This is a genomic window from Streptococcus sanguinis (genome assembly GCF_019929145.1).
GTDB lineage: Bacteria > Bacillota > Bacilli > Lactobacillales > Streptococcaceae > Streptococcus > Streptococcus sanguinis_U.
In genome coordinates this window covers 916,058-941,344 of sequence record NZ_JAHZOW010000001.1, presented here as the reverse complement: position 1 = coordinate 941,344, position 25,287 = coordinate 916,058, and the positions used below count along the sequence as shown (strand labels likewise).

Here is a 25,287-nt window from a genome sequence, read left to right as displayed (position 1 = left end):
AAAGGACGGTGAAAGTATGTATCAAAACTTACGAAAGAAGTTGGAAGAAGCTTCTCCTTTATATTATGAGGAAGAAATCTTATGGTTACTGGATCATATTGATCATCCAGAAGCGAAAATCCGTGATGAGTTAGTCTTTTCGTCCATAGCAAGGGGACTTCAGGATGATCTGTTTTCAGCTGAACAGTTTCGTTTCTTAGCTCAAGAAGCAGTCAAAAGACAAGGACTTTTTTATATGAGTGATAAAAATGGTCAAGCTACCTTAACACGTTCCTTCACGGCTTTGCTTTATGCTAATCTCTTAAACTGTGATGGCAATCCAAATTCTTCGTATTATCAGGCTTTATCAGTGCAAGGAAGAAAATACTTACTAGATAAGGGGCTAACCTACTTGTCAGTAGAAAGAGACACAAGGGGTTACTCCAGGAAATACGGTTGGGTTCATGCCTTCGCTCATGGAGCAGACTTATTGACAGAAGTGGCTTGTCATCCGGACTTCCCCTCCAGTAGGATGCCAGAGGTTTTAGAGGTCATTCATCAAGTTTTTAAAAGAGTCTCAGTCCGTTTCGGAAATGATGAGGATTGGCGCTTATCCCAGGTGCTCTATCAAGCTGTCTTAAAGAAAAAACTGTCGCAGCATGAACTTAGACTGTGGCTTCAATCACAGAGTTTTCCATTGGAAAGTAACCAAGACTTCATTGCTTTTTCCAATTTTCGTTCCTGTTTATTAGAAGTCTATGTGCAGTTGGACAGCAAAAAACAGCTCTCAGATGAGCTGAGAGCTGCAATTCAACATTTCCATTACTGAACTTCAATCACTGTTAAAGCATCTCGCAGTTCAGCTGCCAGGTGTTTTTTCTTATAGTCTCGAAATTCGGCTAAATCTTTAACAGCATTATAACGCTTGTGCAGGCGGTACATCTGGGGAATCTTATACTGAGGAAAATCATTAAAAAAGTTCCGAGTCAGTTCCCATTCACGAATGTAGCCCAGAGGACGCATATGGTAGCGGACACCTTCGATGACACGGCTTTGGTGGCGGTGATGGAGATGACCGAAAACCACCTCTTTCACCCTGTATTTGACAAAGAGCCGATGAAAAGCTTGGCTTCCTAGAAAGGCGTTGAAGCGCTGGAAATAGGGATGGTCGTATAGAAAGTCTTGATGGGGGACAAAATGCAGAGCAACGATAATGGGGCCATCTAAAGTAGCCAGCAGTTTTTCTAACTTTTGCAGTGTCTGGGCCGTAATACTGGGATCGTCGAATTGACGCTCCAATCTGCGGTCAAACCAGAAATTGGTCTTGGTTCTCAGATGCTCTTCCTTGCTTTTTTCTGGAACAAAGCTGTAGTCATACCAGCCAGAAAAGCTGACGAGCTTGGTCCGGCTGAACTGCTGGACCTGAAAATCATAGTTTGAAATTTCTTGCTCAGAAAGTCCCAGCATATCGTGGTTTCCCAGATTAAAAGAAAGGGGAATTTCTTGCTTCAAAGTTTCAATAAAGGGCAAACTAATCTTGGTCAGGTCGTTGGACAGGTCTCCAGCGATGTGTAGGTGGTCAATTCCTTCCTCTTTTAAAATCTGGTGAAGAGCTTGCCGCTCAAAATCCCCAAACTGATTGGAGTCCAGATGGAGGTCGCTCATAAATCCAATTCTTGTCATGGTTTTAGTCTAGCATATTTTTCAAAACTTGGAAATGCTTAAGCACCCATGGAGAGCCTCCCTTTTATCTGAATACCTCATAAATTATCGTAACCATGTATTTCGTTTATTCATGGTCGAAGTCTAGGAAGGCTTGAAATAATTCTTCCAACCCCATGTCATTATATTACTTTTCTAACAATTAGGTGACAAGGAGTCGCTTGTCTTGCCTAGCTAGGGAAAATCCGATAAAATGTAAGCTGCTGAATGTGAGATTAGGCAAACTGTTTAATTTATGTTATAATTAAACGATATGTGAAAAGAGGTATTTATGGACATTTCAGAAATTCGTCAAAAGATTGACGCAAATCGTGAAAAATTAGCTTCTTTCAGGGGGTCTCTTTGACTTAGAAAGTCTGGAAGAAGAAATTGCCATCTTAGAAAATAAGATGACAGAACCCGACTTTTGGGATGACAACATTGCAGCCCAGAAGACATCTCAAGAGCTGAATGAACTCAAGCAAACCTATGAAAATTTCCATCAGATGACTGAGCTTTTTGATGAATCGGAAATCTTGCTTGATTTTCTGGCCGAGGATGAGTCAGTTCAGGGTGAGTTGGAAGAAAAGCTGGCTGAACTCGAGAAAATGATGACCAGCTATGAAATGACCTTGCTCCTATCTGAGCCTTATGACAATAATAATGCCATCCTTGAAATTCACCCGGGCTCTGGTGGTACAGAGGCCCAGGATTGGGGAGATATGCTGCTGCGTATGTATACACGCTTTGGTAATGCCAAGGGCTTCAAAGTAGAGGTCTTGGACTATCAAGCTGGAGATGAGGCAGGCATTAAGTCAGTGACTCTTTCATTTGAAGGGCCGCACGCTTATGGTCTGCTTAAGTCAGAAATGGGGGTCCACCGTTTGGTTCGGATTTCGCCATTTGACTCAGCTAAACGTCGCCATACTTCCTTTACCTCAGTAGAGGTCATGCCAGAGCTGGATGACACCATTGAGGTGGAAATTCGCGATGACGATATTAAGATGGACACTTTCCGTTCGGGAGGAGCCGGCGGACAGAACGTCAATAAAGTTTCTACTGGTGTGCGACTGACGCATATTCCTACAGGAATTGTGGTGCAGTCTACGGTTGACCGGACTCAGTATGGAAACCGTGATCGGGCGATGAAGATGCTACAGGCCAAGCTTTATCAGCTAGAGCAAGAGAAACAAGCAGCCGAAGTCGACTCACTCAAGGGAGATAAGAAGGAGATTTCCTGGGGCAGCCAAATCCGCTCCTATGTCTTTACGCCTTATACCATGGTCAAAGACCATCGAACTAGTTACGAAGTAGCTCAGGTGGACAAGGTGATGGACGGAGATTTGGATGGTTTCATTGACGCTTATTTGAAATGGCGTTTGAACTAGGAAATGTAAGAGATTAGAATTAGATTGAAAGGAAATTTCAATAAATGTCAATAATTGAAATGAAAGATGTTGTCAAGAAGTATGGCAACGGGACCACTGCCTTACGTAGTGTGTCTATTAACGTAGAACCTGGGGAGTTTGCCTATATTGTAGGTCCTTCAGGAGCGGGGAAGTCAACCTTTATTCGTTTGCTTTACCGGGAGATAAAGCTGGATAAGGGAAGTCTGAAAGTAGCTGATTTTGACTTGGCTAAGATTAAGAAGCGAGATGTTCCAATGCTGCGCCGTCAGGTTGGAGTAGTCTTCCAGGACTATAAACTTCTTCCTAAAAAGACGGTGTATGAGAATATTGCCTACGCCATGGAAGTTATCGGTGAGCGCCGCCGCAATATTAAAAAGCGGGTTATGGAAGTGCTGGACCTAGTTGGTCTTAAGCATAAGGTCCGCTCATTCCCTAATGAGCTTTCCGGTGGTGAGCAGCAGCGGATTGCTATTGCGCGTGCTATTGCTAACAACCCTAAAGTCCTGATTGCGGATGAGCCGACAGGAAACTTGGACCCAGATAATTCTTGGGAGATTATGAACCTGCTGGAGCGGATTAACCTTCAGGGAACAACTGTCCTGATGGCAACCCACAACAGCCAGATTGTAAATACTCTGCGTCACCGCGTTATTGCTATTGAAAATGGCCGTGTGGTACGTGATGAAGCGGAAGGAGAATACGGATACGATGATTAGAAGATTTTTTCGTCATTTGATTGAGTCGCTTAAGAGTCTTACGCGGAATGGTTGGATGACTGTAGCGGCTGTCAGCTCGGTTATGATTACCTTGAGCTTAGTGGCTGTTTTTGCTTCAGTAATTTTAAATACAGCCAAATTGGCAAATGATATTTCCAATAATGTCCGCGTCATGGTATACATGCGTAAGGATGTTTTCGATAATAGCGAAACGATTGTAAAAGAAGGCCAAACAGTTCAGAATGAAGACTATCACAAGGTCTATGATGCTCTGACTTCTATGAAAAATGTAGAGAAGGTTACTTTTTCTAGCAAGCAAGAGCAGTATAATAAGCTAACAGAGACCATGGGTAGTGAGTGGGATGTTTTTGATGAAGAAAATAATCCTCTTTACGATGCTTATATTGTTGAGACCAAGGCACCTAAGTATGTAGAATCTGTTACAAAAGATGCTCGTAAGATTGATGGTGTTTCAGAGGTTCAAAATGGGGGTACCAATACCAAAAATCTCTTTGCGTTTTCTAATTTCATCCAAACATGGGGATTGATTGGGACAGCGCTTCTGATTTTCATTGCTATCCTTCTCATTTCCAATACTATTCGGATTACCATTATTTCCCGAAGTCGCGAGATTCAAATCATGCGCTTGGTTGGTGCCAAGAATAGCTATATCCGCGGACCATTTCTGTTTGAAGGAGCATGGATTGGCTTGCTAGGAGCAACAGTTCCGTCACTTGTAGTGTATTTGACATATGGTATAGCCTACCAGACTATGAATAAGAGCTTGGTAGGTCAAGGACTTTCTATGATTGATCCAAAACTCTTTAGTCCGATTATGATAGCTGCACTCTTTGTGTTGGGAATTCTTATCGGATCATTGGGATCTATCATCTCTATGAGACGCTTCTTGAAGATTTAACAAATCATAAAAAAACAGAGTTTGAAATTCTTCGAACTCTGTTTTTGTTATAGGTAATTGTTTTAATGGCTACTGAACTAAAAATGGGTTAAAGATTTTTTCATGTGAAATAGTGGTATCATGACCATGACCAGGATAAACAGCATAGTCTTTAGGCAATACCAGAAGTTTCTCACGAATGGACGTCAGTAATTGCTCCATGTTTCCAGTCGGCAGATCCGTTCGTCCGATGCTTTCCCGAAAGAGGGCATCACCTGTCAAAACAAGGCGGTCATCTGGAAAGACTAGAGAGACACCTCCGATGGAGTGGCCAGGTGTTGCAAGCACATAGAAGTGAAAGCCTCCAAGATCATAGTCTGTTTCGTAGGAGAAAAACTCTTCTGCTCGTCGACAGATAATATCATCCAGATCAGCATGGCGCGCCAGACCAGATAGGTTATCTGTCGGTGTGTAGAGCCAGCTGCTTTCACTCTCAGCCACATAGACAGGTGGGGCAGCATAGTGCTCCCGGACCTTTTCTAAACTCATAATGTGGTCATAATGGGTATGGGTCAAGAGTATAGCAATCACAGGCTTGGCGAGTTCCTCCAGCTTGCGCTCAATCTTTTTCCAGTCACTGCCAGGATCGACGACTAGGAGACCCTGATCGTTCTCTAAGATATAGGTGTTTTCAAAAGCTACAAGGTTGGTAATTTTATGAATCTTCATTTGATTTCCTCGGAAAATGTATTCTGCTATTGAGTGTAACAGAAAAGAAAATTTTTTGCACAGAATTGCTTTCTAGGCTAGGGCTGAAAATTTTCAGATGTCTCAGAATGGCTTTTATGATATAATCATAGCAGTATGACACAAAATGATTATAAGTATGCCGTTGTGGACTTGGAGGCTACAGGAACGGGCAGCGGTGCAAAGATTATCCAGATTGGCATTGTTCTGATTGAGAATGGAAGCATTACCAAGGCTTATGAAACAGATGTCAATCCTCATGAGGATCTGGATGAGCATATCAAAGAGCTGACAGGTTTGGATGATGAGCGGCTTGGCCGAGCTCCGGAGTTTTCTCAGGTAGCAGCGGAGGTATATGAGCTGATTCAGGATGCGATTTTTGTCGCTCATAATGTCAAGTTTGATGCCAATCTACTAGCGGAGGCCCTTTTCTGGGAAGGGTTTGACTTGCTGACACCGCGTGTGGACACGGTAGAGTTGGCTCAGGTCTTCTACCCGACTTTTGATAAATACTCCTTGGGTAATCTCTGCGATCTACTGGATATTTCTTTGGAAAACGCCCATACTGCGCTGGCAGATGCTCAAGCAACGGCTCAGCTATTTTTAAAAATACAAGACAAAATCAAGAGCCTGCCCAAGGCCTTGGTTGAGAAAATGCTAACTTTGGCGGACAGCATTATCTATGAGTCGCGCTTGGCTATCGAGGAAGTTTATCAGACGATGCCGGATCAGCAAGATAAGGAACTGCAATCCTGCCATGGTATTTTCCTGCGACGTCCCCAAAAGCTGACTTCGGAAAAGAAGCTGTCGCAGGATTTCCTGACCAATCTATACCTGCTGGGCTTAGAAGAGCGGCCAGAACAGCTCAAGTTTGCTCGCTTTATGGAGGAAGCTCTGGACCAGCAGGAGGCTAGTTTTTTAGAGGCGCAGACAGGCTTAGGTAAGACCTTTGGCTACTTGCTGCCTATCTTGTCTAGAGGTCAAGAAAAAGTATTAGTGACGGTTCCGACTAAGATCCTGCAGGACCAGCTGCTGCAAAAGGAAGGGCGATTGTTGGAGGAAGTATTTGGTATTTCCTTTCACAGTCTCAAGAGTCCGGAGAATTATCTCAAGCTGGACCATTTCTATCAGACACTGGATAGGGAGTATGACAACCGTCTGATTAATCGCTGCAAGCTGCAACTTTTGGTTTGGTTGACAGAAACTAAAACTGGTGATTTGAACGAAATCGGGCAAGCTCATCGCTTCTCAAGCTACTTCAATGAAATCCGTCATGATGGCAAGCTAAGCAAACATTCTCTTTTTTATGAGGAAGATTTTTGGCGGTTGGGACAGGTCAAGTCAGCTACCAGTCGAGTCGTGATTACCAATCATGCTTATCTACTGACTCGTTTAGAGGATGACCAGTCTTTGCTGGACAATCGTGTTCTGGTAGTTGATGAGGCTCAGAAGATGTTTTTTGCCTTGGAAAGCTTCTCTCAGTCCAGTATAAATCTAACTAAAACGCTGCAGCAGATAAATCATCTCCTTCAGGAAGAAGGGGAACTTCTGCAGCAACGGCTTTTGCAAAGCATTCAGTTTGAGCTGGCTGATGCTGCAGAGAAGCATCGCAAGAAAACATCTGAGCTCAGTCCGGAAAAGATTGATCGACTGCTTCAGGATGTGTCCGAGTTAAAGACAAGTGCACTTCCTGAGCTGCAGCACTTGTTCAGTGGCAAATACCAGTATTATTGGTTGGTTGATGAAGCTTTGGCAGACCATCGCTTGATGACTCTGCATGCTGGCCGTTCAGAATTGCTGCATTTCACTGACTTCCTGCCTGAAAATGCTAAAGTTATCTTGGTTTCGTCTACTCTGGAAATTAGCTCTAAGGTTAATCTGGCGCAGTTGCTAGGCTTTGAATGTTATCACTTTTATAAGCTGAAAAGCAAGAAGAAGCCACTGCAGAAGCTCTTTTTAGATGAAAATTTTCCAGCAGTAGTGGATTTGTCAACTGAGGATTTTGCTCGAGAGATTGTTGCTTGCTTGCGAGAAGTGACGGAACTCGGTCTGCCTATCTTCGTCCTCTTCACCTCTAAAGACTTGCTTTTAACTGTTTCGGACTTGCTGGCTTTGCCGCATTTGGCCCAATATAAAAATGGCGATGCCGGCAATATTAAGCGGCGTTTTGATAGAGGAGAGGCAGGTATCCTTTTGGGATCTGGCAGCTTCTGGGAGGGGGCTGATTTTGCTGAGCAAGATCAGATTATTCAGTTGATCACTCGGATTCCATTTGACAATCCCAAGGATTTCTTTGTGCAGAAGATTAACAGCCGCCTGAAAACGGAAGGTAAGAATGCCTTTTATGATTATCAACTGCCTCTTGCCATCTTACGGCTTAAGCAGGCTATTGGCCGGACTCGGCGCAATGAGCATCAGAAATCAGCTGTTATTCTTTTGGACAATCGCATTTCTAGTAAACGCTATGGAAAGCAGATTCAGCATCATCTATCACAATTGGCTTCTTTGGATATTCTGCCAGAGGCAGCCATTATGCAGGAGTTACAAGACTTTTTTGACTGAAGCTATCTCAAATCGGCTGAGTTTTATCAGCTGATTTTTTAGGTTCATTCAGATTTTTGGGACAAAATTTGTTATAATGAGAGGCATAGGAAAGAAGGGGTGTTCGTGAAAAAATATTTACAAGGAATTCTGTTATCTTTTGGCATAGCAGCTGTTTCTATCTTTTTAGGCGGTTTGCTTCCCTTGATAGGCTCTAGTGTTTTGGCTATTATCTTTGGGATTGTTTTGAACAACAGCATGAAGCTGCCGGCTGCTTTTCAGGAAGGACTCAGCTATTCAGGGAAGAAATTGCTGCAGTATTCCATCATCTTTTTGGGATTTTCCATGTCCATTGGTCAGGTTTCTGAGACAGGGATTTCTTCTCTTCGTATCAGTCTTATCACCATTCTGATAGCCTTTCTGGCGGCTTATCTGGCTGGCCGTTTCTTTAAAATGAACCGCGTTTTGACTATTTTAATTGGTTTTGGAACAGCCATCTGCGGCGGTTCTGCCATTGCGGCCGCATCACCAATCTTAGAAGCTGATGAAGAGGAAATCGCTCTGTCTATCTCCACTATTTTCTTTTTCAATATTTTAGCAGTATTCATTTTCCCTTTTTTAGGGCATTTGCTGCAGATGTCGGATGCATTTTTCGGGACTTGGGCTGGAACAGCCATCAATGATACTTCGTCAGTAGTGGCAGCAGGCTATACATATAGCTCGTCAGCTGGCGACTTGGCGACCATTGTTAAGCTTAGTCGGGCTCTGATGATTGTACCGGCCTGCTTGATCTTCGCATCTTATCGCTATATCAAGTCTAAGAAGTCGTCACAAAAGACAAACTTGAAACAGATTTTTCCTTGGTTTATAGCTTGGTTTGTCCTAGCTTCACTTATCAGCAGTCTTGGATTTCTTCCGGCTGCTGTTATCCCCTATACAAAATTCATTTCTCAGTGGCTGATGGCTATGGCCTTGGCAGCTATTGGCGCAAAGGTTTCCTTTAAGCAGTTTAAGCAAGCAGGAGCAGCGCCTTTGCTGACTGGTGCTTTCGCTTGGTTTTGCGTCGCTGTTTCCAGCTTGATTATCCAGTATTTTTTCTAAAAAGGAGGGACTATGCCCTATCAAAGACGGACGTTTGAGTCTCGGATTGATTATAGTTTAATTTTGCCCGTTTTGATGCTGCTCTCAATCGGTGTTGTGGCTATTTACATTGCTGTTAGTCATGATTATCCTGACAATGCCTGGCCCATGGTTGGTCAGCAGATTGCCTGGATTGCGGTGGGCTTCCTGCTCAGCTTTATCCTCATGTTTTTTAACACCAAGTTTCTCTGGAAAATTACGCCTTATCTCTATGTTTTTGGTCTTGGCCTCATGGTCTTGCCTCTGATTTTTTACAGTGAATCTCTGGTAGCCTCCACTGGTGCCAAAAACTGGATTGCTATTCGTGGTGTGACCCTCTTTCAGCCCTCGGAGTTCATGAAGATTTCATATATTCTCATGCTGTCGCGGCTGGTGGTTCATTTTCTCCAGCAGCACAAGCAGGATGAGCGAACCTTGGCTTTAGACTTTTTTCTGATTCTGAAGCTTGGGCTCTACACAGTGCCTGTTCTGGTTCTGTTAACCCTTCAGAGTGATTTGGGGACGGCTCTGGTTTTTGTTGCTATATACGGCGGCATCGTTCTACTGTCAGGTGTTTCTTGGAAGATTATCCTGCCGGTCTTTCTGACGGGAGTCCTGCTGTTGGGAGGATTTCTCTTTATCTTTATTTCTGATGGCGGTCGTTCCTTTCTGCATAATCTAGGCATGCCAACCTACCAAATCAATCGGATTTTGGCTTGGCTTCATCCCTTTGACTACGCTCAGACGACCACCTTCCAGCAAGCACAGGGACAAATCGCTGTCGGAAGCGGTGGTCTGACTGGCCAAGGCTTTAATGTTTCCAATCTCTTGGTGCCTGTTCGGGAAAGTGATATGATTTTCACCGTCATTGCAGAAGATTTTGGCTTTTTGGGCTCGACCTTGGTTATCATGCTCTATTTACTGCTGATTTATCGCATGCTCAAGATTACGATTAAATCCAACAACCAGTTTTATACCTACATCTCAACTGGCTTTATCATGATGCTGCTCTTCCATATCTTTGAAAATATTGGAGCGGTGACAGGAATTCTGCCTCTGACAGGGATTCCACTGCCCTTTATCTCACAGGGCGGCTCTTCCATCATCAGTAATCTTATCGGTGTTGGTCTCCTACTGTCCGTCTCCTATCAGAACAGCCTGACGGATGAAAAGAAGGAGCGAATTCCAGCTGTCCGTAAAAAAGTCGTACTGAAGAAATTAAAATAAATATAAAGCAAGTTTTTGTCTCACAAATCAGATGTGATTTTGTGATTGGCTCATCACAGAAAGGATATTTTCATGAAAAAAGCAGCTTTACTCTTAGCTCCCGGCTTTGAAGAAATCGAGGCCTTGACAGTTGTGGATGTCTTGCGCCGTGCAGATCTTGTCTGTGATATGATTGGTTTTGATGAATCAGTGACTGGCTCTCACGCCATCACTGTTCAGGCGGATCAGGTCTGGAAGGGCAGACTGGATGACTACGATATGGTCATCTTGCCAGGGGGGATGCCAGGATCGGCCAATCTTCGTGATGACGACCGCCTGATGCAGCTTTTGCAGGATTTTCAGCAGGCGGATAAATTCATCGCTGCCATTTGTGCCGCTCCCATTGCTCTTGACTGCGCAGGTATCTTGACTGGTAAGTATTTCACTTGCTATGATGGTGCTCGAGACAATATTAAAAATGGAACTTACCGTAAAGAAACAGTTCTTGTTGATGGGAAGTTGATTACTAGTCGTGGTCCATCAACTGCCTTGGCTTTTGCCTATGAGCTGGTTCGTCAGCTGGGCGGAGACGCTGACCAGTTGGCTGATGCTATGCTTTACACAGATGTATTTGGAAACTAAAAAAAGGCTGGGACTCAAACTATGTCCCAGCTTTTTTGAAGTCTTATTTATCTTCGCAGTCCTCTATATGGAACGGGTTTAGAGCTGTTGAAAAGGACGAAACCATCATCTATTTTTAAATTTTGGATTCTTTGAGATATTTTGTTTAGAAAAAGGGTTGAAAAAAGTCGGAAAAGTGCTGGATTCGGGCAAATATTAGCCCCTTTTTCATGAAAATTATGGTATAATGAAAGGTATGAATTATCAAGATTACATCTGGGATTTAGGTGGAACACTCTTGGATAATTATGAAACTTCGACTGCAGCTTTTGTTCAAACCTTGAAAGAGTTTGGTCTGCAAGCTGGTCACGACGAAGTTTATAAGGCCCTCAAGGTGTCTACGGACTATGCAGTCCAGCAGTTTGCTCCCCAAGAAAAAGACTTTTTAAAGTTTTATAAGGCCAATGAAGCAGAAGAGTTGAGTCACCCTGTTTTATTTGACGGAGCGGCAGACTTGCTTAGACGGATTGTGGCCAAGGGTGGTCGGAACTTTCTGGTCTCCCACCGGGACAACCAAGTGCTGGAAATCTTGGAGAAAACTGCCGTTGCATCAGCATTTACAGAAGTGGTGACAGCTGCAAATGGTTTTCCAAGGAAACCCTCTCCAGACTCCATGCTCTATCTAAAAGACAAGTATCAGATTGCCTCTGGCTTGGTCATTGGTGACCGTCCGCTGGATATTGAAGCAGGGCAGGCAGCTGGCTTTGACACCTATCTCTTTGATAATATGCAGCATCTTGAAGAATTTATAGATATTGATTAGAAAAGGAACACTATGACAGAAGAAAAGCAACAAGATATACAGGCCCAAGAATATGATGCCAGTCAGATTCAGGTCTTAGAAGGCTTAGAAGCCGTTCGTATGCGTCCGGGGATGTATATCGGTTCGACCTCCAAGGAAGGTCTTCACCATTTAGTATGGGAAATTGTTGACAACTCAATTGATGAGGCGTTGGCTGGTTTTGCCAGCCACATTCAGGTCTTTATCGAAAAAGACAATTCCATCACAGTAGTAGATAACGGTCGGGGAATTCCCGTTGATATTCAGGAGAAAACAGGCCGTCCGGCCGTGGAAACCGTCTTTACTGTGCTCCATGCCGGAGGAAAATTCGGCGGTGGCGGATACAAGGTATCGGGAGGTCTGCACGGTGTAGGTTCTTCCGTTGTAAATGCCCTATCCACTCAGCTGGATGTCCGTGTTTATAAGAACGGTCAGATTCATTACCAAGAATACCGCCGCGGTCATGTAGTCGCTGATTTAGAAATCATTGGCGAGACAGACCGTACAGGTACCACAGTTCATTTCACACCGGATCCAGAGATTTTCACTGAAACAGTAGAATTTGACTTTGAAAAGCTCAATAAGCGGGTACAAGAACTGGCCTTCCTCAATCGTGGTCTCAGAATTTCCATCACTGATAAGCGAGATGGAATGGAGCAGGTCAAGGATTACCACTATGAGGGTGGGATTGCCAGCTATGTACAATACATCAATGAAAACAAGGATGTAATCTTTGAAACGCCGATTTATACCGACGGCGAAATGGACGACATTACGGTTGAAGTGGCTATGCAGTATACGACTGGCTACCACGAAACAGTCATGAGCTTTGCCAATAATATCCACACCCACGAGGGTGGAACGCATGAGCAAGGCTTCCGGACTGCCCTGACAAGGGTTATCAATGACTACGCTAAGAAAAATAAACTTCTCAAAGAAAACGAGGACAATCTGACTGGGGAAGATGTGCGAGAGGGACTGACAGCGGTCATCTCTGTCAAGCACCCTAACCCTCAGTTTGAAGGTCAGACCAAGACCAAGCTTGGCAATAGCGAAGTGGTCAAGATTACCAATCGACTTTTTAGCGAAGCTTTCTCAGATTTTCTTTTGGAAAATCCTGCGGTGGCTCGAAAAATCGTTGAAAAGGGAATTTTGGCTTCTAAGGCTAGAATTGCTGCCAAGCGAGCTCGGGAAGTAACCCGCAAGAAGTCTGGCTTGGAAATCTCCAATCTGCCAGGTAAATTGGCCGACTGCTCGTCTAACGACCCTCAGGAAACTGAACTTTTCATCGTGGAGGGGGATTCAGCGGGTGGTTCAGCTAAGTCCGGTCGTAACCGTGAATTTCAGGCCATTCTGCCAATTCGCGGTAAGATTCTCAATGTTGAAAAAGCCAGCATGGACAAGATATTGGCCAATGAAGAAATCCGCAGTCTCTTTACTGCTATGGGAACTGGTTTCGGCGCTGACTTTGATGTCAGCAAGGCCCGCTACCAAAAATTAGTCATCATGACCGATGCCGATGTAGACGGTGCTCACATTCGGACCCTGCTCTTGACTTTGATTTACCGCTATATGAAGCCGGTGCTGGAAGCAGGATTTGTCTATATCGCTCAGCCACCAATCTATGGTGTCAAGGTCGGAAGTGAAGTCAAAGAATACATCCAGCCAGGTGCTAATCAGGAAGAAGAACTTCAGGCTGCTTTGGCTCGTTACAGTGAAGGTCGCTCCAAGCCAACCATTCAACGCTATAAAGGTCTCGGAGAGATGGATGACCATCAGCTGTGGGAGACGACTATGAATCCTGAACATCGCTTGATGGCAAGGGTTTCAGTGGATGATGCAGCGGAAGCTGACAAGATTTTTGACATGCTGATGGGGGATCGCGTTGAACCTCGTCGTGAATTTATCGAAGAAAATGCTGTATACAGTACGCTCGACGTCTAAAAAAATCAGAAAAATCAACCATTATGGGCAAAAATATGATATAATCATTATGTTTGCTTTATAGTAACAATGTGAAGGAGTTCTATATGTCTATTGGACTAGTTATTCTCGTTGCTGTGGTAGCTCTGCTTTTGGTTGTCGGCTATGGTACTGCAGTTCTGATGAGAAAGAGAAATGAAGCTTTACTTCAAAATTTGGAGGAGAGAAAAGAAGCACTCTATAATCTCCCTGTGAATGATGAAGTTGAAGAAGTAAAAAATATGCATTTGATTGGGCAGAGTCAGGTAGCCTTCCGTGAATGGAATCAAAAATGGGTAGACCTGTCCTTAAATTCATTTGCTGATATTGAAAATAATCTATTTGAAGCAGAAGGCTACAATAATTCTTTCCGTTTCATAAAAGCCAAGCATGCTATCGGCAATATTGAGAGTCAGATTGACTTGATTGACGAAGACATCAAGATGATTCGTGCTGCCTTGGAAGATCTTAAAGAGCAAGAGTCTAAAAACAGCGGTCGTGTGCTCCATGCCTTGGATTTGTTTGAAAAACTGCAAACTCAGGTGGCGGAGAATGCAGACTCGTATGGGCAAGCCCTAGCTGAGATTGAGAAACAGCTGGAAAATATCCAATCAGAGTTTTCTCAGTTTGTGACCCTTAATTCTTCAGGTGACCCGGTTGAGGCGGCTGAAATCTTGGATAAGGCAGAGGACCATATTCTTGCTCTGACACATATCGTTGAGAAAGTTCCTGCCATTGTCGAAGAGTTGACTGTGAAGCTGCCAGATCAGTTGGAAGACTTAGAATCTGGTCATCGTAAGCTCTTGGAATCTGGTTATCACTTTATCGAAACAGATATAGAGTCTCGCTTCCAGCAGCTACATGCAAGCCTCAAACGCAACGAAGCCAACATTTCAGCCCTAGAGCTGGATAATGCTGAGTATGAAAATGAGCAAGCGCAAGAAGAGATTAACGCTCTCTATGAAATTTTTACGCGGGAAATTGAAGCCCACAAAGTAGTGGAGAAGCTGATTAAAAACTTACCTAGCTATCTGGCTCATACAAAGGAAAACAACCAGCAACTCCAAAAAGAGATAGAACGTTTATCTCAAACCTTCCTTATCTCTGATACAGAAACTTCTCATGTCAAGGAGTTGCAGGCCGAGCTTTCTGCCCAGGAAGATGTGGTACTTAGCGCGGTAGAAGATTCTTCTGAAACCAAACAAGCTTATTCAGTGGTTCAGGAAGAGTTGGAAGCTATCCAAGAGCGTTTGAAAGAAATCGAAGATGAGCAGATTTCTCTTGGCGAAGCACTGGCAGAGATTGAAAAAGATGATGCCAATGCTCGCCAGAAAGTCAATATCTATGCTAACAAATTGCATACCATTAAGAGATATATGGAAAAACGCAATTTGCCAGGTATTCCAGACTCTTTCTTAGAAATTTTCTTCTCAACCAGCAATAATATTGAAGAGTTGGTTAAGGAATTGGAAGCTACACGAGTCAATATCGAATCAGTTAACCGTTGGCTGGAAATTCTAGGGAATGATATGGAGCAATTGGAAGAAGAGACCTATCGTATCGTCCAAGATGCTACCTTGACTGAGCAGCTGCTGCAGTATTCAAACCGCTATCGTTCCTTTGATGATAACGTACAAGCAGCCTTCAACAAGTCCTTGTATGTCTTTGAACATGACTACGACTACGCTCAATCCTTGGAAATCATTTCAAAAGCTTTGGATCTTGTCGAGCCAGGCGTGACAGAGCGCTTTGTGACTTCCTACGAAAAAACACGCGAGAATATTCGCTTTTAAAAGAAGTTCCTTCGGGAACTTTTTTCTTTTACAAAGAGAACGTTAGAGAACAGTCAGTAACAAGGATTCTGAGATTTCAATTTTTCCCAGCTTGTTTTGAAATAGAATTTCTTGTATAATACAAAAAATAGAAAGAATGAGGTCGGACAATGAAAACAGTCAAAGGCTTGTTAGTCATGGATGTAGACAGCACCTTAATCATGGAAGAGGGGATTGACCTGCTAGGAGAGGAGGCGGGTGTAGGAGCTCAAGTTGCGGCTATTACAGAGCGCGCCATGCGAGGAGAGTTGGACTTTGAAGCTGCTTTACGTGAGCGTGTTGCACTTTTAAAAGGTCTGCCAGAGGACATTTTTACTCGAATTGCTGAAAGGATCCACTTCACTCCGGGAGCCGAGGAACTGGTCGATGAGCTGCATAAACGTGGTTATAAAGTAGGCTTGGTGTCAGGTGGTTTTCATGAGACGGTGGACAGACTGGCTGAGCAGCTTGGAATTGACTATGTCAAGGCAAATCGTTTGGAAATTCAACAGGGGTTTTTGACAGGACAAGTCTTAGGAGAGATTGTCACTAAGGATACCAAGCTTGCCATGTTAAAAGCATGGGCAGCTGAAAATATGTTGGAATTAAATCAAACGATTGCTATGGGGGACGGCGCCAATGATCTGCCTATGATTCAGGCAGCAGGAATAGGAATTGCCTTTATGGCCAAGCCAATTGTGCGAGAGCAGGCTCCTTATCAGATTCAAGAATGTAATCTCTATCGGGTCATTGATCTTTTAGACAATAGAAAAGTATAGGAGAGAGGCATGCATATTCTAATTGCACCGGATTCATTCAAGGAAAGTTTGTCAGCTGCTCAGGTTGCTCAAGCTCTGCAGACAGGATTTTCTCAGGCCTTGCCAGATGCCAGCTTTGACTTGCTGCCGGTTGGTGACGGCGGCGAGGGGACAATGGCTGCGCTGACAGCAGCTTTGGGCTGGGCTGAATTTTACCAAACTGTAACCGGACCCTTTGGCCAGCCAGTAAAAATGCCCTACGCCAGAAATGGTCAGCAAGCGCTTTTTGAAATGGCTGACTTGGTAGGACTTGCCTCTATTTCGGAGGAAAAACGAAATCCCTTGGCCATAGAAACCAAAGGATTAGGGGAATTAATTTTGCATCTGGCTGAAGACGGTGTTAGAAAAATTTTAGTTGGTGTTGGAGGTTCGGCTAGCAACGACGGTGGGATTGGACTAGCAGCGGGCCTGGGCTATGAATTTTTCGATGCGGACAATCATAGATTGCGCCCCATTGGCTCATCTTTGGAAAAGGTCGCCCGAATATCTGCTGAGCAGGTTCCTGATTTCTTGAAAGAAGTTAAGATTGAGATTTTGACGGATGTAGACAATCCTCTTTGTGGAGCGCGCGGTGCGACAACTGTTTTCGGAGGTCAGAAAGGTCTATCTCCCCTACTATTTTCTCAAGTAGACCAAGCCATGGCTGATTTCTATCAGTTGGTCAATCCTCAGGTGATTGATATGGGTGGCGCTGGAGCCGGAGGCGGAATGGCAGCAGGACTGGTTGCTTTTGCTGGAGGAAAAATCGTTTCGGGCATCGAAACCTGTCTTGACTTACTGGATTTTGATGACAGAGTCAAAAAGGCGGACTTGGTCGTAGTGGGCGAGGGTCGGTTGGACCGTCAGTCTTTGGCGGGCAAGGCACCAGTCGGGGTCGCAAGGCGAACACCAGAAGGAATCCCTGTACTGGCGATTTGCGGCAGTCTGGCAGATGATTTACCGGATTTCCCAGTTGAGAATATTCAGGCAGCTTTTCCGATTATTGCGCGAGCAGATAGTTTGGATAGGATTCTAGAGCAGGCGGAGCAAAATTTGATTCGCACAGCCAGAAATATTGGCAATGTACTAAAAATGAAAAAAAGCGGTTAGTCCGCTTTTTTTAGTAGATATTCAATTTCTTTGACTATCAATCCTTTTTCAAAGAAAAAGATGTCACAAGACAGGTCACCAAAATCATTTTCTAAAAGGGTTACAATCCGATTCTGGTCAGGACTAAGCTGATAATAAGTACAACGAAATTTGACGGGGTTCTTATGGTAGGCTTTTTAATCTTAGTCAGGTAGTCCGCTTTTCCTTTGATAATTTCGATTGTATCACCCTCTAATTCCCAGCTAACTTGATTAGAAAGAAAGGTCTGATAGGTTTGCCAATCACGCTTGTTTTCAGCTTCAAAAAAGGCAAAAAGTTTTTCTAAATTTGTCATCCTATCCAAACCATTTTTTCCAGAGGGAGCGCTTTTCTTTTGCAGGGATTTCTGCTGGTTGAAACAGGCTAGCAAACTGTTGGTTCATATCCTTGTCATCTACTTGGACAAGATGGTCGCTATGGACAATCAGGCCAAAAGGAGAAGACTGGTAATCGCTAGAGACAATAGTTGCCTCGCAGCCCAGTTCCTTGGAGGTTTTTAGATAAAAGATTTGATTGCCTGACTCGACTTCTGGGGAAATTTTGACAATTACAGGTTGGCAGTTTTTCATGATGCTGCTGAGCATTTCCTTGAAATGACTGCGAATGAGAGAATCGTTGGCTTGCTCAATAGAGCAGGAGGCCAGCACTCGCTCCTCAAAAGTCCCTAAAAACCTACGCTGTTCATCAGGGTTGAGCTTGACTCCGCCCCGAGCTTTTTTCATGATTACTTTATTAATATCAGTCATAATAAAATTGTACCATAAAAGGAGGAATTCTAAAAGCTCGAATGTCTGTTCTGATTTGCTGGAAAAGCTTTTATATAGTAAATTTGGAATCGTTTTCTTGTGCAAAATTTCTCAAATTTGCTTAGATTCTCTATTTTTCCTTGAAAAAAAAGCGTTTTTGAGGTATCATAGACTAGTAAATAATTTTAAATAATAAGGAGAGTAAGAAATGTCAATTATTACTGATGTTTACGCTCGCGAAGTCCTAGACTCACGCGGTAACCCAACACTTGAAGTAGAAGTTTATACTGAATCAGGTGCTTTCGGACGTGGTATGGTTCCTTCAGGAGCTTCTACAGGTGAGCACGAAGCAGTTGAACTTCGTGATGGCGACAAATCTCGTTACGGTGGTCTTGGTACACAAAAAGCAGTTGATAATGTAAACAACGTTATCGCTGAAGCTATTATCGGTTACGATGTTCGTGACCAACAAGCCATCGACCGTGCAATGATCGCTTTGGACGGTACTCCTAACAAAGGTAAATTGGGTGCGAACGCAATCCTTGGTGTGTCTATCGCTGTAGCTCGTGCTGCTGCTGACTACCTTGAAATCCCTCTTTACAGCTACCTTGGCGGATTCAACACTAAAGTTCTTCCAACTCCAATGATGAACATCATCAATGGTGGATCTCACTCTGATGCTCCAATCGCTTTCCAAGAGTTCATGATTTTGCCAGTTGGTGCTCCAACATTCAAAGAAGCTCTTCGTTACGGTGCTGAAATCTTCCACGCTCTTAAGAAAATCCTTAAATCTCGTGGTTTGGAAACTGCCGTTGGTGACGAAGGTGGATTCGCTCCTCGTTTTGAAGGAACTGAAGATGGTGTAGAAACTATCATCGCTGCCATTGAAGCTGCTGGTTATGTTCCAGGTAAAGATGTATTTATCGGATTTGACTGTGCATCATCAGAATTCTACGATAAAGAACGTAAAGTATACGACTACACTAAATTTGAAGGTGAAGGCGCTGCTGTTCGTACATCTGCAGAACAAATCGACTACCTTGAAGAGTTGGTTAACAAATACCCAATCATCACTATCGAAGATGGTATGGATGAAAATGACTGGGAAGGTTGGAAAGCTCTTACTGAACGTCTTGGTAAGAAAGTACAACTTGTTGGTGACGACTTCTTCGTAACAAACACTGACTACCTTGCACGTGGTATCAAAGAAGGTGCTGCTAACTCAATCCTTATCAAAGTTAACCAAATCGGTACTCTTACTGAAACTTTTGAAGCGATTGAAATGGCTAAAGAAGCTGGTTACACTGCAGTTGTATCACACCGTTCAGGTGAAACTGAAGATTCAACAATCGCTGACATCGCTGTTGCAACTAACGCAGGTCAAATCAAGACTGGTTCACTTTCACGTACAGACCGTATTGCTAAATACAACCAATTGCTTCGTATCGAAGATCAACTTGGTGAAGTTGCTCAATACAAAGGTCTTCAAGCTTTCTATAACTTGAAAAAATAATTCATTCAGATTAAATGAAGTAAAAATCCCTCAAGCTTGACTTGAGGGATTTTTCAATAAAGTAAAGGGAGATTCGGGAGATGTTTTATTTTTTTCTATATATTCTAAGTAGGGAATGGCCAGCTCTTATTCTCTTAGCTGTTGGATTGCTTATATCTTATTGGTTGAAGTCGTGGCGTTTGGCACTTTTGGCAGTCCTTGTATTCTTTTTGGTCACCAGTATATTGTGGCGACCTCAGTTGAGTCCGTGGCTTACTTTTCTCTTTTTATTCCTCGCTTTCTATTTATTCATTAAAAGATACAAATGGGTTCTTTATCCTGCTCTTGCTTTAGGCTTGTTGCTGTTGGCAGTTTCTCCTATAATTGGCTATCTTATTACAGTTTATGTTCCAGTAAGCCATTATGCCTATCTAGAGGAGAAAGGACAGACGGTAGTGGTTCGAGAAGACTATTATGGAGCTTATTTTGGTGATAGTAATATAGAGATTACAACTTATGTAGATGGGCAGCTTACATCATCAAAGGTAAAACGGTATGATAATGTCCCTATGAATAAGTTTTATAAAGAGAAAGATGTTAACTTAGATGCTTTTCTTGATCAACCCCTAACAAGCAAACGATTAGAGGAGTTAAAAGGTTTTATTAAGGAGAGGGAGCATCAAGAACCGTAGTTTACCAAGAAGTTGTTTTGATAGACCTATTGGGAATTTTCCTTGCCCGAATCGATAAAAAGTAGTATGATAAGACACAGATTATAAGGAGAAAGAAATGAAAGACTTTCACTTTGATGCGATTTCAGCATTTGAAAACTATGAGATTGAAAAGATGAAGGACGGTCAGGTTATTGTCACGACAGAAGTCGTTCAGTCTTCTTTGAACTATTATGGTAACGCTCACGGAGGTTATCTGTTTACTCTCTGTGATCAGATTTCTGGTTTAGTCTTGATTTCTCAAGATTTAGATGGGGTGACGCTTCAGTCTTCTATCAACTATATGCGAGCGGGACATCTGGGTGATAAATTAATCATTTCAGGAAACTGTGTCCACCCAGGGCGTAAAACACGAGTTGTAGATGTTACTATTACGAATCAAGATAAAGAAAATGTATGCAAGGCAACATTTACCATGTTTGTAACTGGTCAGAGAAAAGAAGCTAGCAAAATTAATATTTAGTTTAAAAGGCCTGATTTCTAACTGGAAACGGAGTTTTAAGTTTTTAAAATATGATAACCAGTATCTGAAATCGTGCACATAAAAAGCATCGCTCAAAGAGGATGCTTTTTATGTTTGTGACTTTCAGTCTGTCTCGCTCCGTTAGGTGCGAGACAAATAAACCACCCGCTATGCGGGTGCGCATCGAAGGTTATACCAAAAAAACTCCAAACGCGATACAATAAAGGTGTTCAAGCCAATTGTGAAGCGAAAGGAGAAAAATATGGCGCAAAAGGCACATAGTCTATCACACACAAAGTGGATGTGTAAATATCACATTGTGTTTACACCTAAGTATAGGTGAATCTTATCTATAATCATATCGAAACAGTTTGGGTGAAATATTTCACCCATTATGTAGTTATAAAGGTGTTGAAATTATCGAGGGTCACTTGATGCCGGATCATGTACATATGTTAGTAAGTATTCCACCAAGGATAAGTGTTTCTAGTTTCATGGGGTATTTAAAAGGGAAAAGTGCACTCATGATGTTTGACAAACACGCTAATCTCAAGTATAAGTTTGGGAACCGACATTTCTGAGCGGAAGGTTATTACGTGAGTACAGTTGGACTTAATGAAGCCACAATTAAGAAATATATTCAAGAGCAGGAAAAACATGATATAGCGTTGGATAAATTGAGTGTAAAAGAATATGAGGATACCTTTAGGGATAGTGGTAAGTAATGCAAACACCTCTTTGAGAGGATTGTGACGAGTCAAGAGCAATGAGGCTTGAACAAAGTGAAAGCCAGCGTCTTTAGGCGCTGGCTGGTGATCTGGGCTTATAGCCCTGGGACAAACCACCCGTTAGACGGGTGGTTATGATGTGTAAAGATATAACAATGGATATTTTTGATTTAGGAACCACCCTAATTGATGAGAGGGAGCTTTATCATCTTTTCCTAGAAAATTGCTTGGAAGTAGTGTGCGGGTCTGGTCATGCACCTTCCCTTGAAAAATTTGAGGATAAGATGACATTTTTATTTCGGAAAATATAATCAAGTAATCCCTGCGTTTCCTTGTGACTACATGCTTGAAAAAGTGAGTGATTTATTGAAGATTTTATAGCTTTCTTGTATCAAAATCAGTCTTTTATGGTATACTAGCAAAGTGGAAGGAGGAGTACAATGGAAGAATTATTAAATCAGGTCTTACTATCACAGGATAGTGAAGTTTTCAATCAGATATTTGACGATTACTATCCCATTGATATTGCTCTTTCTTTGGAGGCCTTGGAGGATGAGGAAGGGAATCTTCTCAAAACCTTTACAGAAATGGCTAGTGATGATCAATTGGTAGAGATTTTAAAAGAAGCCGAGCCGGAGTTGCAACGACAGATTATCCAATCGATTTCTTTCAAACGTACCAGCACTCTTTTTCATCTTATGCCAGATGATGATGTGGTAGATATTTTGGGTTACTTGAGTGTGGACTTGCGTAAGCAATACTTAAGTATGATGAAAAATACCAGTCAAGAGAATTTGAAAGCTATGTTGGCTTACGATCCTCAGACAGCTGGTGGTCTGATGACGACAGAATTCATCACCTTAAATGAAAATCTGACCGTCTCAGCAACTCTCAATAAATTGAGGGAGATTTCGCCCAATACGGAAGTTATTGATACCTTATTTATAAGGAATGTGCATCATTCGCTAGTTGGCTGGATTGATATTCGTGATTTGTTTATTCATGATGCGGAGATGAAACTCAGTGAATTTATGAATACTCAGATAGTAAGTGTAACGCCAGAGGTTGACCAAGAGGAAGTGGCACAGCTTTCTGCCAAATATAATTTATCTGTCGTACCGGTCGTCAATCATCGGCAGGTATTGCTAGGGATCATCACTATTGACGATATCGTCGATGTTTTGCAAGAAGAGTATCAAGAAGATATCTTGCGGATGGGTGGTGTCCAAGAAAGTGAAGAAATTGGAGGACCTTTCAAAGAATCACTCAAGAAACGCTTACCTTGGTTGATGATTAACCTAGTGACAGCCTTTCTAGCTTCTGCGACAGTGGCACTTTTTGATGATACGATTTCAAAAGTTGTAGCATTAGCAGCGATTAGTCCTATTATCACAGGAATGGGCGGAAATTCTGCCTCTCAGACACTTGCTTTAGTTATCCAGGGAATTGCCTTGGGGAAACTGGATCTGAAAGAAGATCGGAATTTAGTATTCAAAGAAATCGTGCTAGCTTTGGTTAATGGTTTCTTTACTGGCTTGATTGCAGCTATTGTCATGTTTGTCTTCTATCAAAATTTCTATCTGTCTGTTATTGTGGTATTGGCTATGATGATCAATCTAGCATGTGGGGCTCTATTTGGTTACTTTGTACCACTGATTATCAAGACACTGCAGCAGGATCCAGCTCTAGCCTCGACCATTTTCATTACCACAGCAACAGATGTATTGGGTTATCTAGCTTTTCTAGGCTTAGCACAGATTTTCTTACCATTGATTGTATAAAAAATGATACACAAAAAACGCTTGATTTTTCAAGCGTTTTTTTGTTTTCTTAATTGTCGAACAAACCTTTAACTTTATCAATAGCACCGCTGGCTATTTCATTTCCAGCTACTAATTTTTTAGCTTGATCAAGGTATTCACCGAGTTTGTCTTTGTTTTCTTCGATAAACTTTTTGGCGCCATCAAAGTCTTTCTTTTCAATCATTTCTTTTACTTGATTAAATAAATCTACTGGATTCATAGTTGTTGCTCCTTAGTAATTTTTTATACCATTTAATCAAATTTCAAATAGAAAGACAAGAATTCTGATTACTTGAAGGTCACACAAACGGCTTCGGGAACGTAGAAATCGTGGGAGATTTCTGTCAATTTTCCACTTTCCGCATCGCGTTTGAAGATAGTTGCATTATCTGAGTCTTGATGGACAGCAATGATATGGTTTTGATCTGGTGTGATGTTGAAATCCCGCGGATTTTGGCCATTGGTAGGTACAATCTGGATTAACTCCAAGCTGCCATCAGCTAAGATTTTGTAAACGGCAAGAGAGTCATGGCCGCGGTTGGAGCCGTAGAGGAACTTGCCATCAGCAGACAGACGTATAGCAGCTGTTCCGTTTGCGCCTTCAAAGTCCTCTGGCAAGGTGGAGACGGTTTGCAGGTGTTCAAAATGGCCGACTCCATCGTAAATTAGGACTTCAATAGTAGAATTAAGCTCACAGATCAAATAGGCGATTTTATAATGATGGTGGAAAACGATATGGCGGGCACCAGCTCCAGCGGCACACTTGTAGGTGTTCAGAGGAGCGATCTTTCCATCTTCAGCAACATCATAAGTGGTGACTTCATCAGTTCCCAAGTCGCAGGTAATCAGGTATTGATCTGGTGTAAGGTCAGCATAGTGGACGTGAGCAGAGGCCTGATTGGTGTGTGGTCCTTGACCTTTGTGGGTAGCTGAGTCAGCCAGTTCCAGTCTGCCATCCGTCAGGCGTTTGTAGACCAGAACTTGTCCCTTATGATAATTGGCACCGTAAACCAAGTCACGCTCTTCGTCAACTGCCACATAGCAGAGCGGAGCCCCCTCTTCAACGACATGGTTGAGGAGCTGACCTGCCTGATCAAAGGCTGCAATACCTCCCTGTCCGTCCTTTGCGCCAACAGAATAGAGATGTCCAGTCTTGTCAAAGGCTAGGTAGGTTGGACTGGGCTCTTCAGCAAGCAAGGTCAAGTTTTCTAAAGTTCCTTTGTTAGAATTAAAATCTGCCTTGTAAATTCCCTTGGAATCTCTGCGAGTATAGGTTCCAAAGTAAACCGTTTGTGTCATGACATTACCTCTTATATATTTAGATTGCTTGCTACTATTATATCATAAAAGCAGATGATAGGCCTTAGAGCGGAGGATTTGTCTGATTTTCAAAAGAATAGTATTGATTCGAAAAAACAGATAAAAAACAGATAGTGGGTAGGAAGGGGATAGATGGCTTTGTTAGAATAGAATTGTTCAAAAAAACAATTACTGTCAGGAAGCAACAAACTTCCTACTTGCTAAACAAAGGAGAAATCAAATGAACGTTAAAAAAATTGCTATGCTCGTTGCTCTTATCGGAATGTCAGGATTCTTTTTAGCCGCATGCGGAAATAAAGAAGCTGATAACTCAGAAATTAAGGATGGGAAACAAGTGGACTTCCAGAAGGACGCTGTTGACAAGAAAACCAAGACGGTAGATGGCAAAGAAGTGACAGAATACACAATGCCTGATGGAAACGTTATCCAAATCCCAGCAGATGGTGAGGAAATCCCAGAAGGTGGGTCAGGATCTAGCTCAGAAGCAGAATAAAGATTAAAACATGTA

General features: G+C 42.7%; 23 protein-coding genes and 2 pseudogenes. 19 read left to right on the top strand and 6 right to left on the bottom strand.

Annotation, left to right across the window (positions count from 1 at the left end):
* Window positions 1-16: 16 nt before the first annotated feature.
* Window positions 17-808 (top strand): DUF2785 domain-containing protein, encoded by a 792-nt coding sequence (locus K1I94_RS04510; RefSeq protein ID WP_223314557.1) that lies wholly within the window; start codon window positions 17-19, stop codon window positions 806-808.
* Here the strand turns inward: K1I94_RS04510 and K1I94_RS04505 are convergent.
* Window positions 802-1,662, bottom strand: coding sequence for a metallophosphoesterase (locus tag K1I94_RS04505; protein ID WP_223314556.1), 861 nt, complete (start codon window positions 1,660-1,662; stop codon window positions 802-804). The genes K1I94_RS04510 and K1I94_RS04505 overlap by 7 nt on opposite strands.
* A gap of 310 nt (window positions 1,663-1,972) precedes the next feature.
* Between K1I94_RS04505 and prfB the strand changes: the two genes are divergently transcribed.
* The 3 genes from prfB (at window position 1,973) to ftsX (ending at window position 4,724) form a co-directional block, all read left to right on the top strand.
* A protein-coding gene (gene prfB / locus K1I94_RS04500; protein WP_223314555.1) for a peptide chain release factor 2 occupies window positions 1,973-3,068 on the top strand; the annotation gives its coding sequence in 2 pieces (ribosomal slippage) (window positions 1,973-2,044 and window positions 2,046-3,068; 1,095 coding nt in all).
* A gap of 44 nt (window positions 3,069-3,112) precedes the next feature.
* On the top strand, window positions 3,113-3,805 hold the full coding sequence (ftsE, locus tag K1I94_RS04495; RefSeq protein WP_002895890.1) for a cell division ATP-binding protein FtsE: 693 nt from the start codon (window positions 3,113-3,115) through the stop codon (window positions 3,803-3,805).
* Window positions 3,798-4,724, top strand: a complete 927-nt coding sequence (ftsX, locus tag K1I94_RS04490; protein WP_002895888.1) for a permease-like cell division protein FtsX — start codon at window positions 3,798-3,800, stop codon at window positions 4,722-4,724. Before ftsE ends, ftsX begins: the two co-directional genes overlap by 8 nt.
* 69 nt (window positions 4,725-4,793) lie before the next feature.
* Here ftsX and K1I94_RS04485 read toward each other — a convergent pair whose 3' ends face one another.
* Window positions 4,794-5,432: an MBL fold metallo-hydrolase gene (locus K1I94_RS04485; protein WP_223314554.1), complete on the bottom strand. Its 639-nt coding sequence runs from the start codon at window positions 5,430-5,432 to the stop codon at window positions 4,794-4,796.
* 135 nt (window positions 5,433-5,567) lie between these two features.
* Between K1I94_RS04485 and K1I94_RS04480 the strand changes: the two genes are divergently transcribed.
* From K1I94_RS04480 to K1I94_RS04440, 9 genes are all read left to right on the top strand, one after another.
* Window positions 5,568-8,012, top strand: a complete 2,445-nt coding sequence (locus tag K1I94_RS04480; RefSeq protein ID WP_223314553.1) for a bifunctional DnaQ family exonuclease/ATP-dependent helicase — start codon at window positions 5,568-5,570, stop codon at window positions 8,010-8,012.
* Between the two features lie 99 nt (window positions 8,013-8,111).
* Entirely contained in the window at window positions 8,112-9,092 is a 981-nt protein-coding gene (locus tag K1I94_RS04475) for a YeiH family protein (RefSeq protein WP_223314552.1), read from the top strand.
* A 12-nt stretch (window positions 9,093-9,104) separates the two neighbouring features.
* Complete coding sequence (locus K1I94_RS04470; RefSeq protein WP_223314551.1) at window positions 9,105-10,337, top strand: FtsW/RodA/SpoVE family cell cycle protein; 1,233 nt, start codon at window positions 9,105-9,107, stop codon at window positions 10,335-10,337.
* Window positions 10,338-10,409: 72 nt separating this feature from the next.
* On the top strand, window positions 10,410-10,958 hold the full coding sequence (locus tag K1I94_RS04465) for a DJ-1 family glyoxalase III (protein WP_223314550.1): 549 nt from the start codon (window positions 10,410-10,412) through the stop codon (window positions 10,956-10,958).
* A gap of 235 nt (window positions 10,959-11,193) precedes the next feature.
* Window positions 11,194-11,760: an HAD-IA family hydrolase gene (locus tag K1I94_RS04460; RefSeq protein WP_317627924.1), complete on the top strand. Its 567-nt coding sequence runs from the start codon at window positions 11,194-11,196 to the stop codon at window positions 11,758-11,760.
* A 12-nt stretch (window positions 11,761-11,772) separates the two neighbouring features.
* The gene (gene gyrB / locus K1I94_RS04455; RefSeq protein WP_002895870.1) at window positions 11,773-13,722 is read left to right on the top strand and encodes a DNA topoisomerase (ATP-hydrolyzing) subunit B; all 1,950 of its coding nucleotides are present in this window, start codon (window positions 11,773-11,775) and stop codon (window positions 13,720-13,722) included.
* Between the two features lie 86 nt (window positions 13,723-13,808).
* Window positions 13,809-15,533 (top strand): septation ring formation regulator EzrA, encoded by a 1,725-nt coding sequence (gene ezrA, locus K1I94_RS04450; RefSeq protein ID WP_002906841.1) that lies wholly within the window; start codon window positions 13,809-13,811, stop codon window positions 15,531-15,533.
* 149 nt (window positions 15,534-15,682) lie between these two features.
* Window positions 15,683-16,330: a phosphoserine phosphatase SerB gene (gene serB, locus K1I94_RS04445; protein WP_223314548.1), complete on the top strand. Its 648-nt coding sequence runs from the start codon at window positions 15,683-15,685 to the stop codon at window positions 16,328-16,330.
* Window positions 16,331-16,339: 9 nt separating this feature from the next.
* Window positions 16,340-17,458: a glycerate kinase gene (locus K1I94_RS04440; RefSeq protein ID WP_223314547.1), complete on the top strand. Its 1,119-nt coding sequence runs from the start codon at window positions 16,340-16,342 to the stop codon at window positions 17,456-17,458.
* On the opposite strand, the pseudogene K1I94_RS04435 reads toward K1I94_RS04440, so the two are convergent.
* Together K1I94_RS04435 and K1I94_RS04430 are read right to left on the bottom strand one after the other, a co-directional pair.
* Window positions 17,455-17,792: pseudogene (locus tag K1I94_RS04435) on the bottom strand (nuclear transport factor 2 family protein). The gene K1I94_RS04440 and the pseudogene K1I94_RS04435 overlap by 4 nt on opposite strands.
* 1 nt (window position 17,793) lies before the next feature.
* The gene (locus K1I94_RS04430; protein WP_223314546.1) at window positions 17,794-18,243 is read right to left on the bottom strand and encodes a DUF1694 domain-containing protein; all 450 of its coding nucleotides are present in this window, start codon (window positions 18,241-18,243) and stop codon (window positions 17,794-17,796) included.
* 208 nt (window positions 18,244-18,451) lie between these two features.
* On the opposite strand from K1I94_RS04430, the gene eno reads away from it, so the two are divergent.
* The 5 genes and pseudogenes from eno (at window position 18,452) to mgtE (ending at window position 23,438) form a co-directional block, all read left to right on the top strand.
* Complete coding sequence (gene eno / locus K1I94_RS04425; protein WP_002904241.1) at window positions 18,452-19,756, top strand: surface-displayed alpha-enolase; 1,305 nt, start codon at window positions 18,452-18,454, stop codon at window positions 19,754-19,756.
* Window positions 19,757-19,836: 80 nt separating this feature from the next.
* Complete coding sequence (locus tag K1I94_RS04420; RefSeq protein WP_223314545.1) at window positions 19,837-20,427, top strand: hypothetical protein; 591 nt, start codon at window positions 19,837-19,839, stop codon at window positions 20,425-20,427.
* Window positions 20,428-20,524: 97 nt separating this feature from the next.
* A complete protein-coding gene (locus K1I94_RS04415) occupies window positions 20,525-20,929 on the top strand; it encodes a PaaI family thioesterase (RefSeq protein ID WP_002904243.1) in 405 nt (134 codons plus the stop codon).
* 262 nt (window positions 20,930-21,191) lie between these two features.
* A pseudogene (gene tnpA / locus K1I94_RS04410) lies at window positions 21,192-21,654 on the top strand (IS200/IS605 family transposase).
* Between the two features lie 443 nt (window positions 21,655-22,097).
* Complete coding sequence (gene mgtE / locus K1I94_RS04405; protein ID WP_125337825.1) at window positions 22,098-23,438, top strand: magnesium transporter; 1,341 nt, start codon at window positions 22,098-22,100, stop codon at window positions 23,436-23,438.
* 49 nt (window positions 23,439-23,487) lie between these two features.
* On the opposite strand, the gene K1I94_RS04400 is transcribed toward mgtE, so the two are convergent.
* Both K1I94_RS04400 and K1I94_RS04395 read right to left on the bottom strand, forming a co-directional pair.
* The gene (locus K1I94_RS04400) at window positions 23,488-23,679 is read right to left on the bottom strand and encodes a hypothetical protein (RefSeq protein WP_223314544.1); all 192 of its coding nucleotides are present in this window, start codon (window positions 23,677-23,679) and stop codon (window positions 23,488-23,490) included.
* A gap of 68 nt (window positions 23,680-23,747) precedes the next feature.
* Entirely contained in the window at window positions 23,748-24,758 is a 1,011-nt protein-coding gene (locus K1I94_RS04395) for a lactonase family protein (protein WP_223314543.1), read from the bottom strand.
* 241 nt (window positions 24,759-24,999) lie between these two features.
* Here K1I94_RS04395 and K1I94_RS04390 point away from each other — a divergent pair, with 241 nt between their 5' ends.
* The gene (locus K1I94_RS04390) at window positions 25,000-25,272 is read left to right on the top strand and encodes a YgdI/YgdR family lipoprotein (protein WP_002897808.1); all 273 of its coding nucleotides are present in this window, start codon (window positions 25,000-25,002) and stop codon (window positions 25,270-25,272) included.
* The last annotated feature ends 15 nt before the right edge of the window (window positions 25,273-25,287 follow it).

What these genes read in the sequence shown, in the direction of transcription:
- K1I94_RS04510 (WP_223314557.1), top strand. Translation starts at nt 17, where the DNA reads ATGTATCAAAACTTACGAAAGAAGTTGGAAGAAGCTTCTCCTTTATAT.
- K1I94_RS04505 (WP_223314556.1), bottom strand. Translation starts at nt 1,662, where the DNA reads ATGACAAGAATTGGATTTATGAGCGACCTCCATCTGGACTCCAATCAG.
- ftsE (WP_002895890.1), top strand. Translation starts at nt 3,113, where the DNA reads ATGTCAATAATTGAAATGAAAGATGTTGTCAAGAAGTATGGCAACGGG.
- ftsX (WP_002895888.1), top strand. Translation starts at nt 3,798, where the DNA reads ATGATTAGAAGATTTTTTCGTCATTTGATTGAGTCGCTTAAGAGTCTT.
- K1I94_RS04485 (WP_223314554.1), bottom strand. Translation starts at nt 5,432, where the DNA reads ATGAAGATTCATAAAATTACCAACCTTGTAGCTTTTGAAAACACCTAT.
- K1I94_RS04480 (WP_223314553.1), top strand. Translation starts at nt 5,568, where the DNA reads ATGACACAAAATGATTATAAGTATGCCGTTGTGGACTTGGAGGCTACA.
- K1I94_RS04470 (WP_223314551.1), top strand. Translation starts at nt 9,105, where the DNA reads ATGCCCTATCAAAGACGGACGTTTGAGTCTCGGATTGATTATAGTTTA.
- K1I94_RS04465 (WP_223314550.1), top strand. Translation starts at nt 10,410, where the DNA reads ATGAAAAAAGCAGCTTTACTCTTAGCTCCCGGCTTTGAAGAAATCGAG.
- K1I94_RS04460 (WP_317627924.1), top strand. Translation starts at nt 11,194, where the DNA reads ATGAATTATCAAGATTACATCTGGGATTTAGGTGGAACACTCTTGGAT.
- gyrB (WP_002895870.1), top strand. Translation starts at nt 11,773, where the DNA reads ATGACAGAAGAAAAGCAACAAGATATACAGGCCCAAGAATATGATGCC.
- ezrA (WP_002906841.1), top strand. Translation starts at nt 13,809, where the DNA reads ATGTCTATTGGACTAGTTATTCTCGTTGCTGTGGTAGCTCTGCTTTTG.
- serB (WP_223314548.1), top strand. Translation starts at nt 15,683, where the DNA reads ATGAAAACAGTCAAAGGCTTGTTAGTCATGGATGTAGACAGCACCTTA.
- K1I94_RS04440 (WP_223314547.1), top strand. Translation starts at nt 16,340, where the DNA reads ATGCATATTCTAATTGCACCGGATTCATTCAAGGAAAGTTTGTCAGCT.
- K1I94_RS04430 (WP_223314546.1), bottom strand. Translation starts at nt 18,243, where the DNA reads ATGACTGATATTAATAAAGTAATCATGAAAAAAGCTCGGGGCGGAGTC.
- eno (WP_002904241.1), top strand. Translation starts at nt 18,452, where the DNA reads ATGTCAATTATTACTGATGTTTACGCTCGCGAAGTCCTAGACTCACGC.
- K1I94_RS04420 (WP_223314545.1), top strand. Translation starts at nt 19,837, where the DNA reads ATGTTTTATTTTTTTCTATATATTCTAAGTAGGGAATGGCCAGCTCTT.
- K1I94_RS04415 (WP_002904243.1), top strand. Translation starts at nt 20,525, where the DNA reads ATGAAAGACTTTCACTTTGATGCGATTTCAGCATTTGAAAACTATGAG.
- mgtE (WP_125337825.1), top strand. Translation starts at nt 22,098, where the DNA reads ATGGAAGAATTATTAAATCAGGTCTTACTATCACAGGATAGTGAAGTT.
- K1I94_RS04400 (WP_223314544.1), bottom strand. Translation starts at nt 23,679, where the DNA reads ATGAATCCAGTAGATTTATTTAATCAAGTAAAAGAAATGATTGAAAAG.
- K1I94_RS04395 (WP_223314543.1), bottom strand. Translation starts at nt 24,758, where the DNA reads ATGACACAAACGGTTTACTTTGGAACCTATACTCGCAGAGATTCCAAG.
- K1I94_RS04390 (WP_002897808.1), top strand. Translation starts at nt 25,000, where the DNA reads ATGAACGTTAAAAAAATTGCTATGCTCGTTGCTCTTATCGGAATGTCA.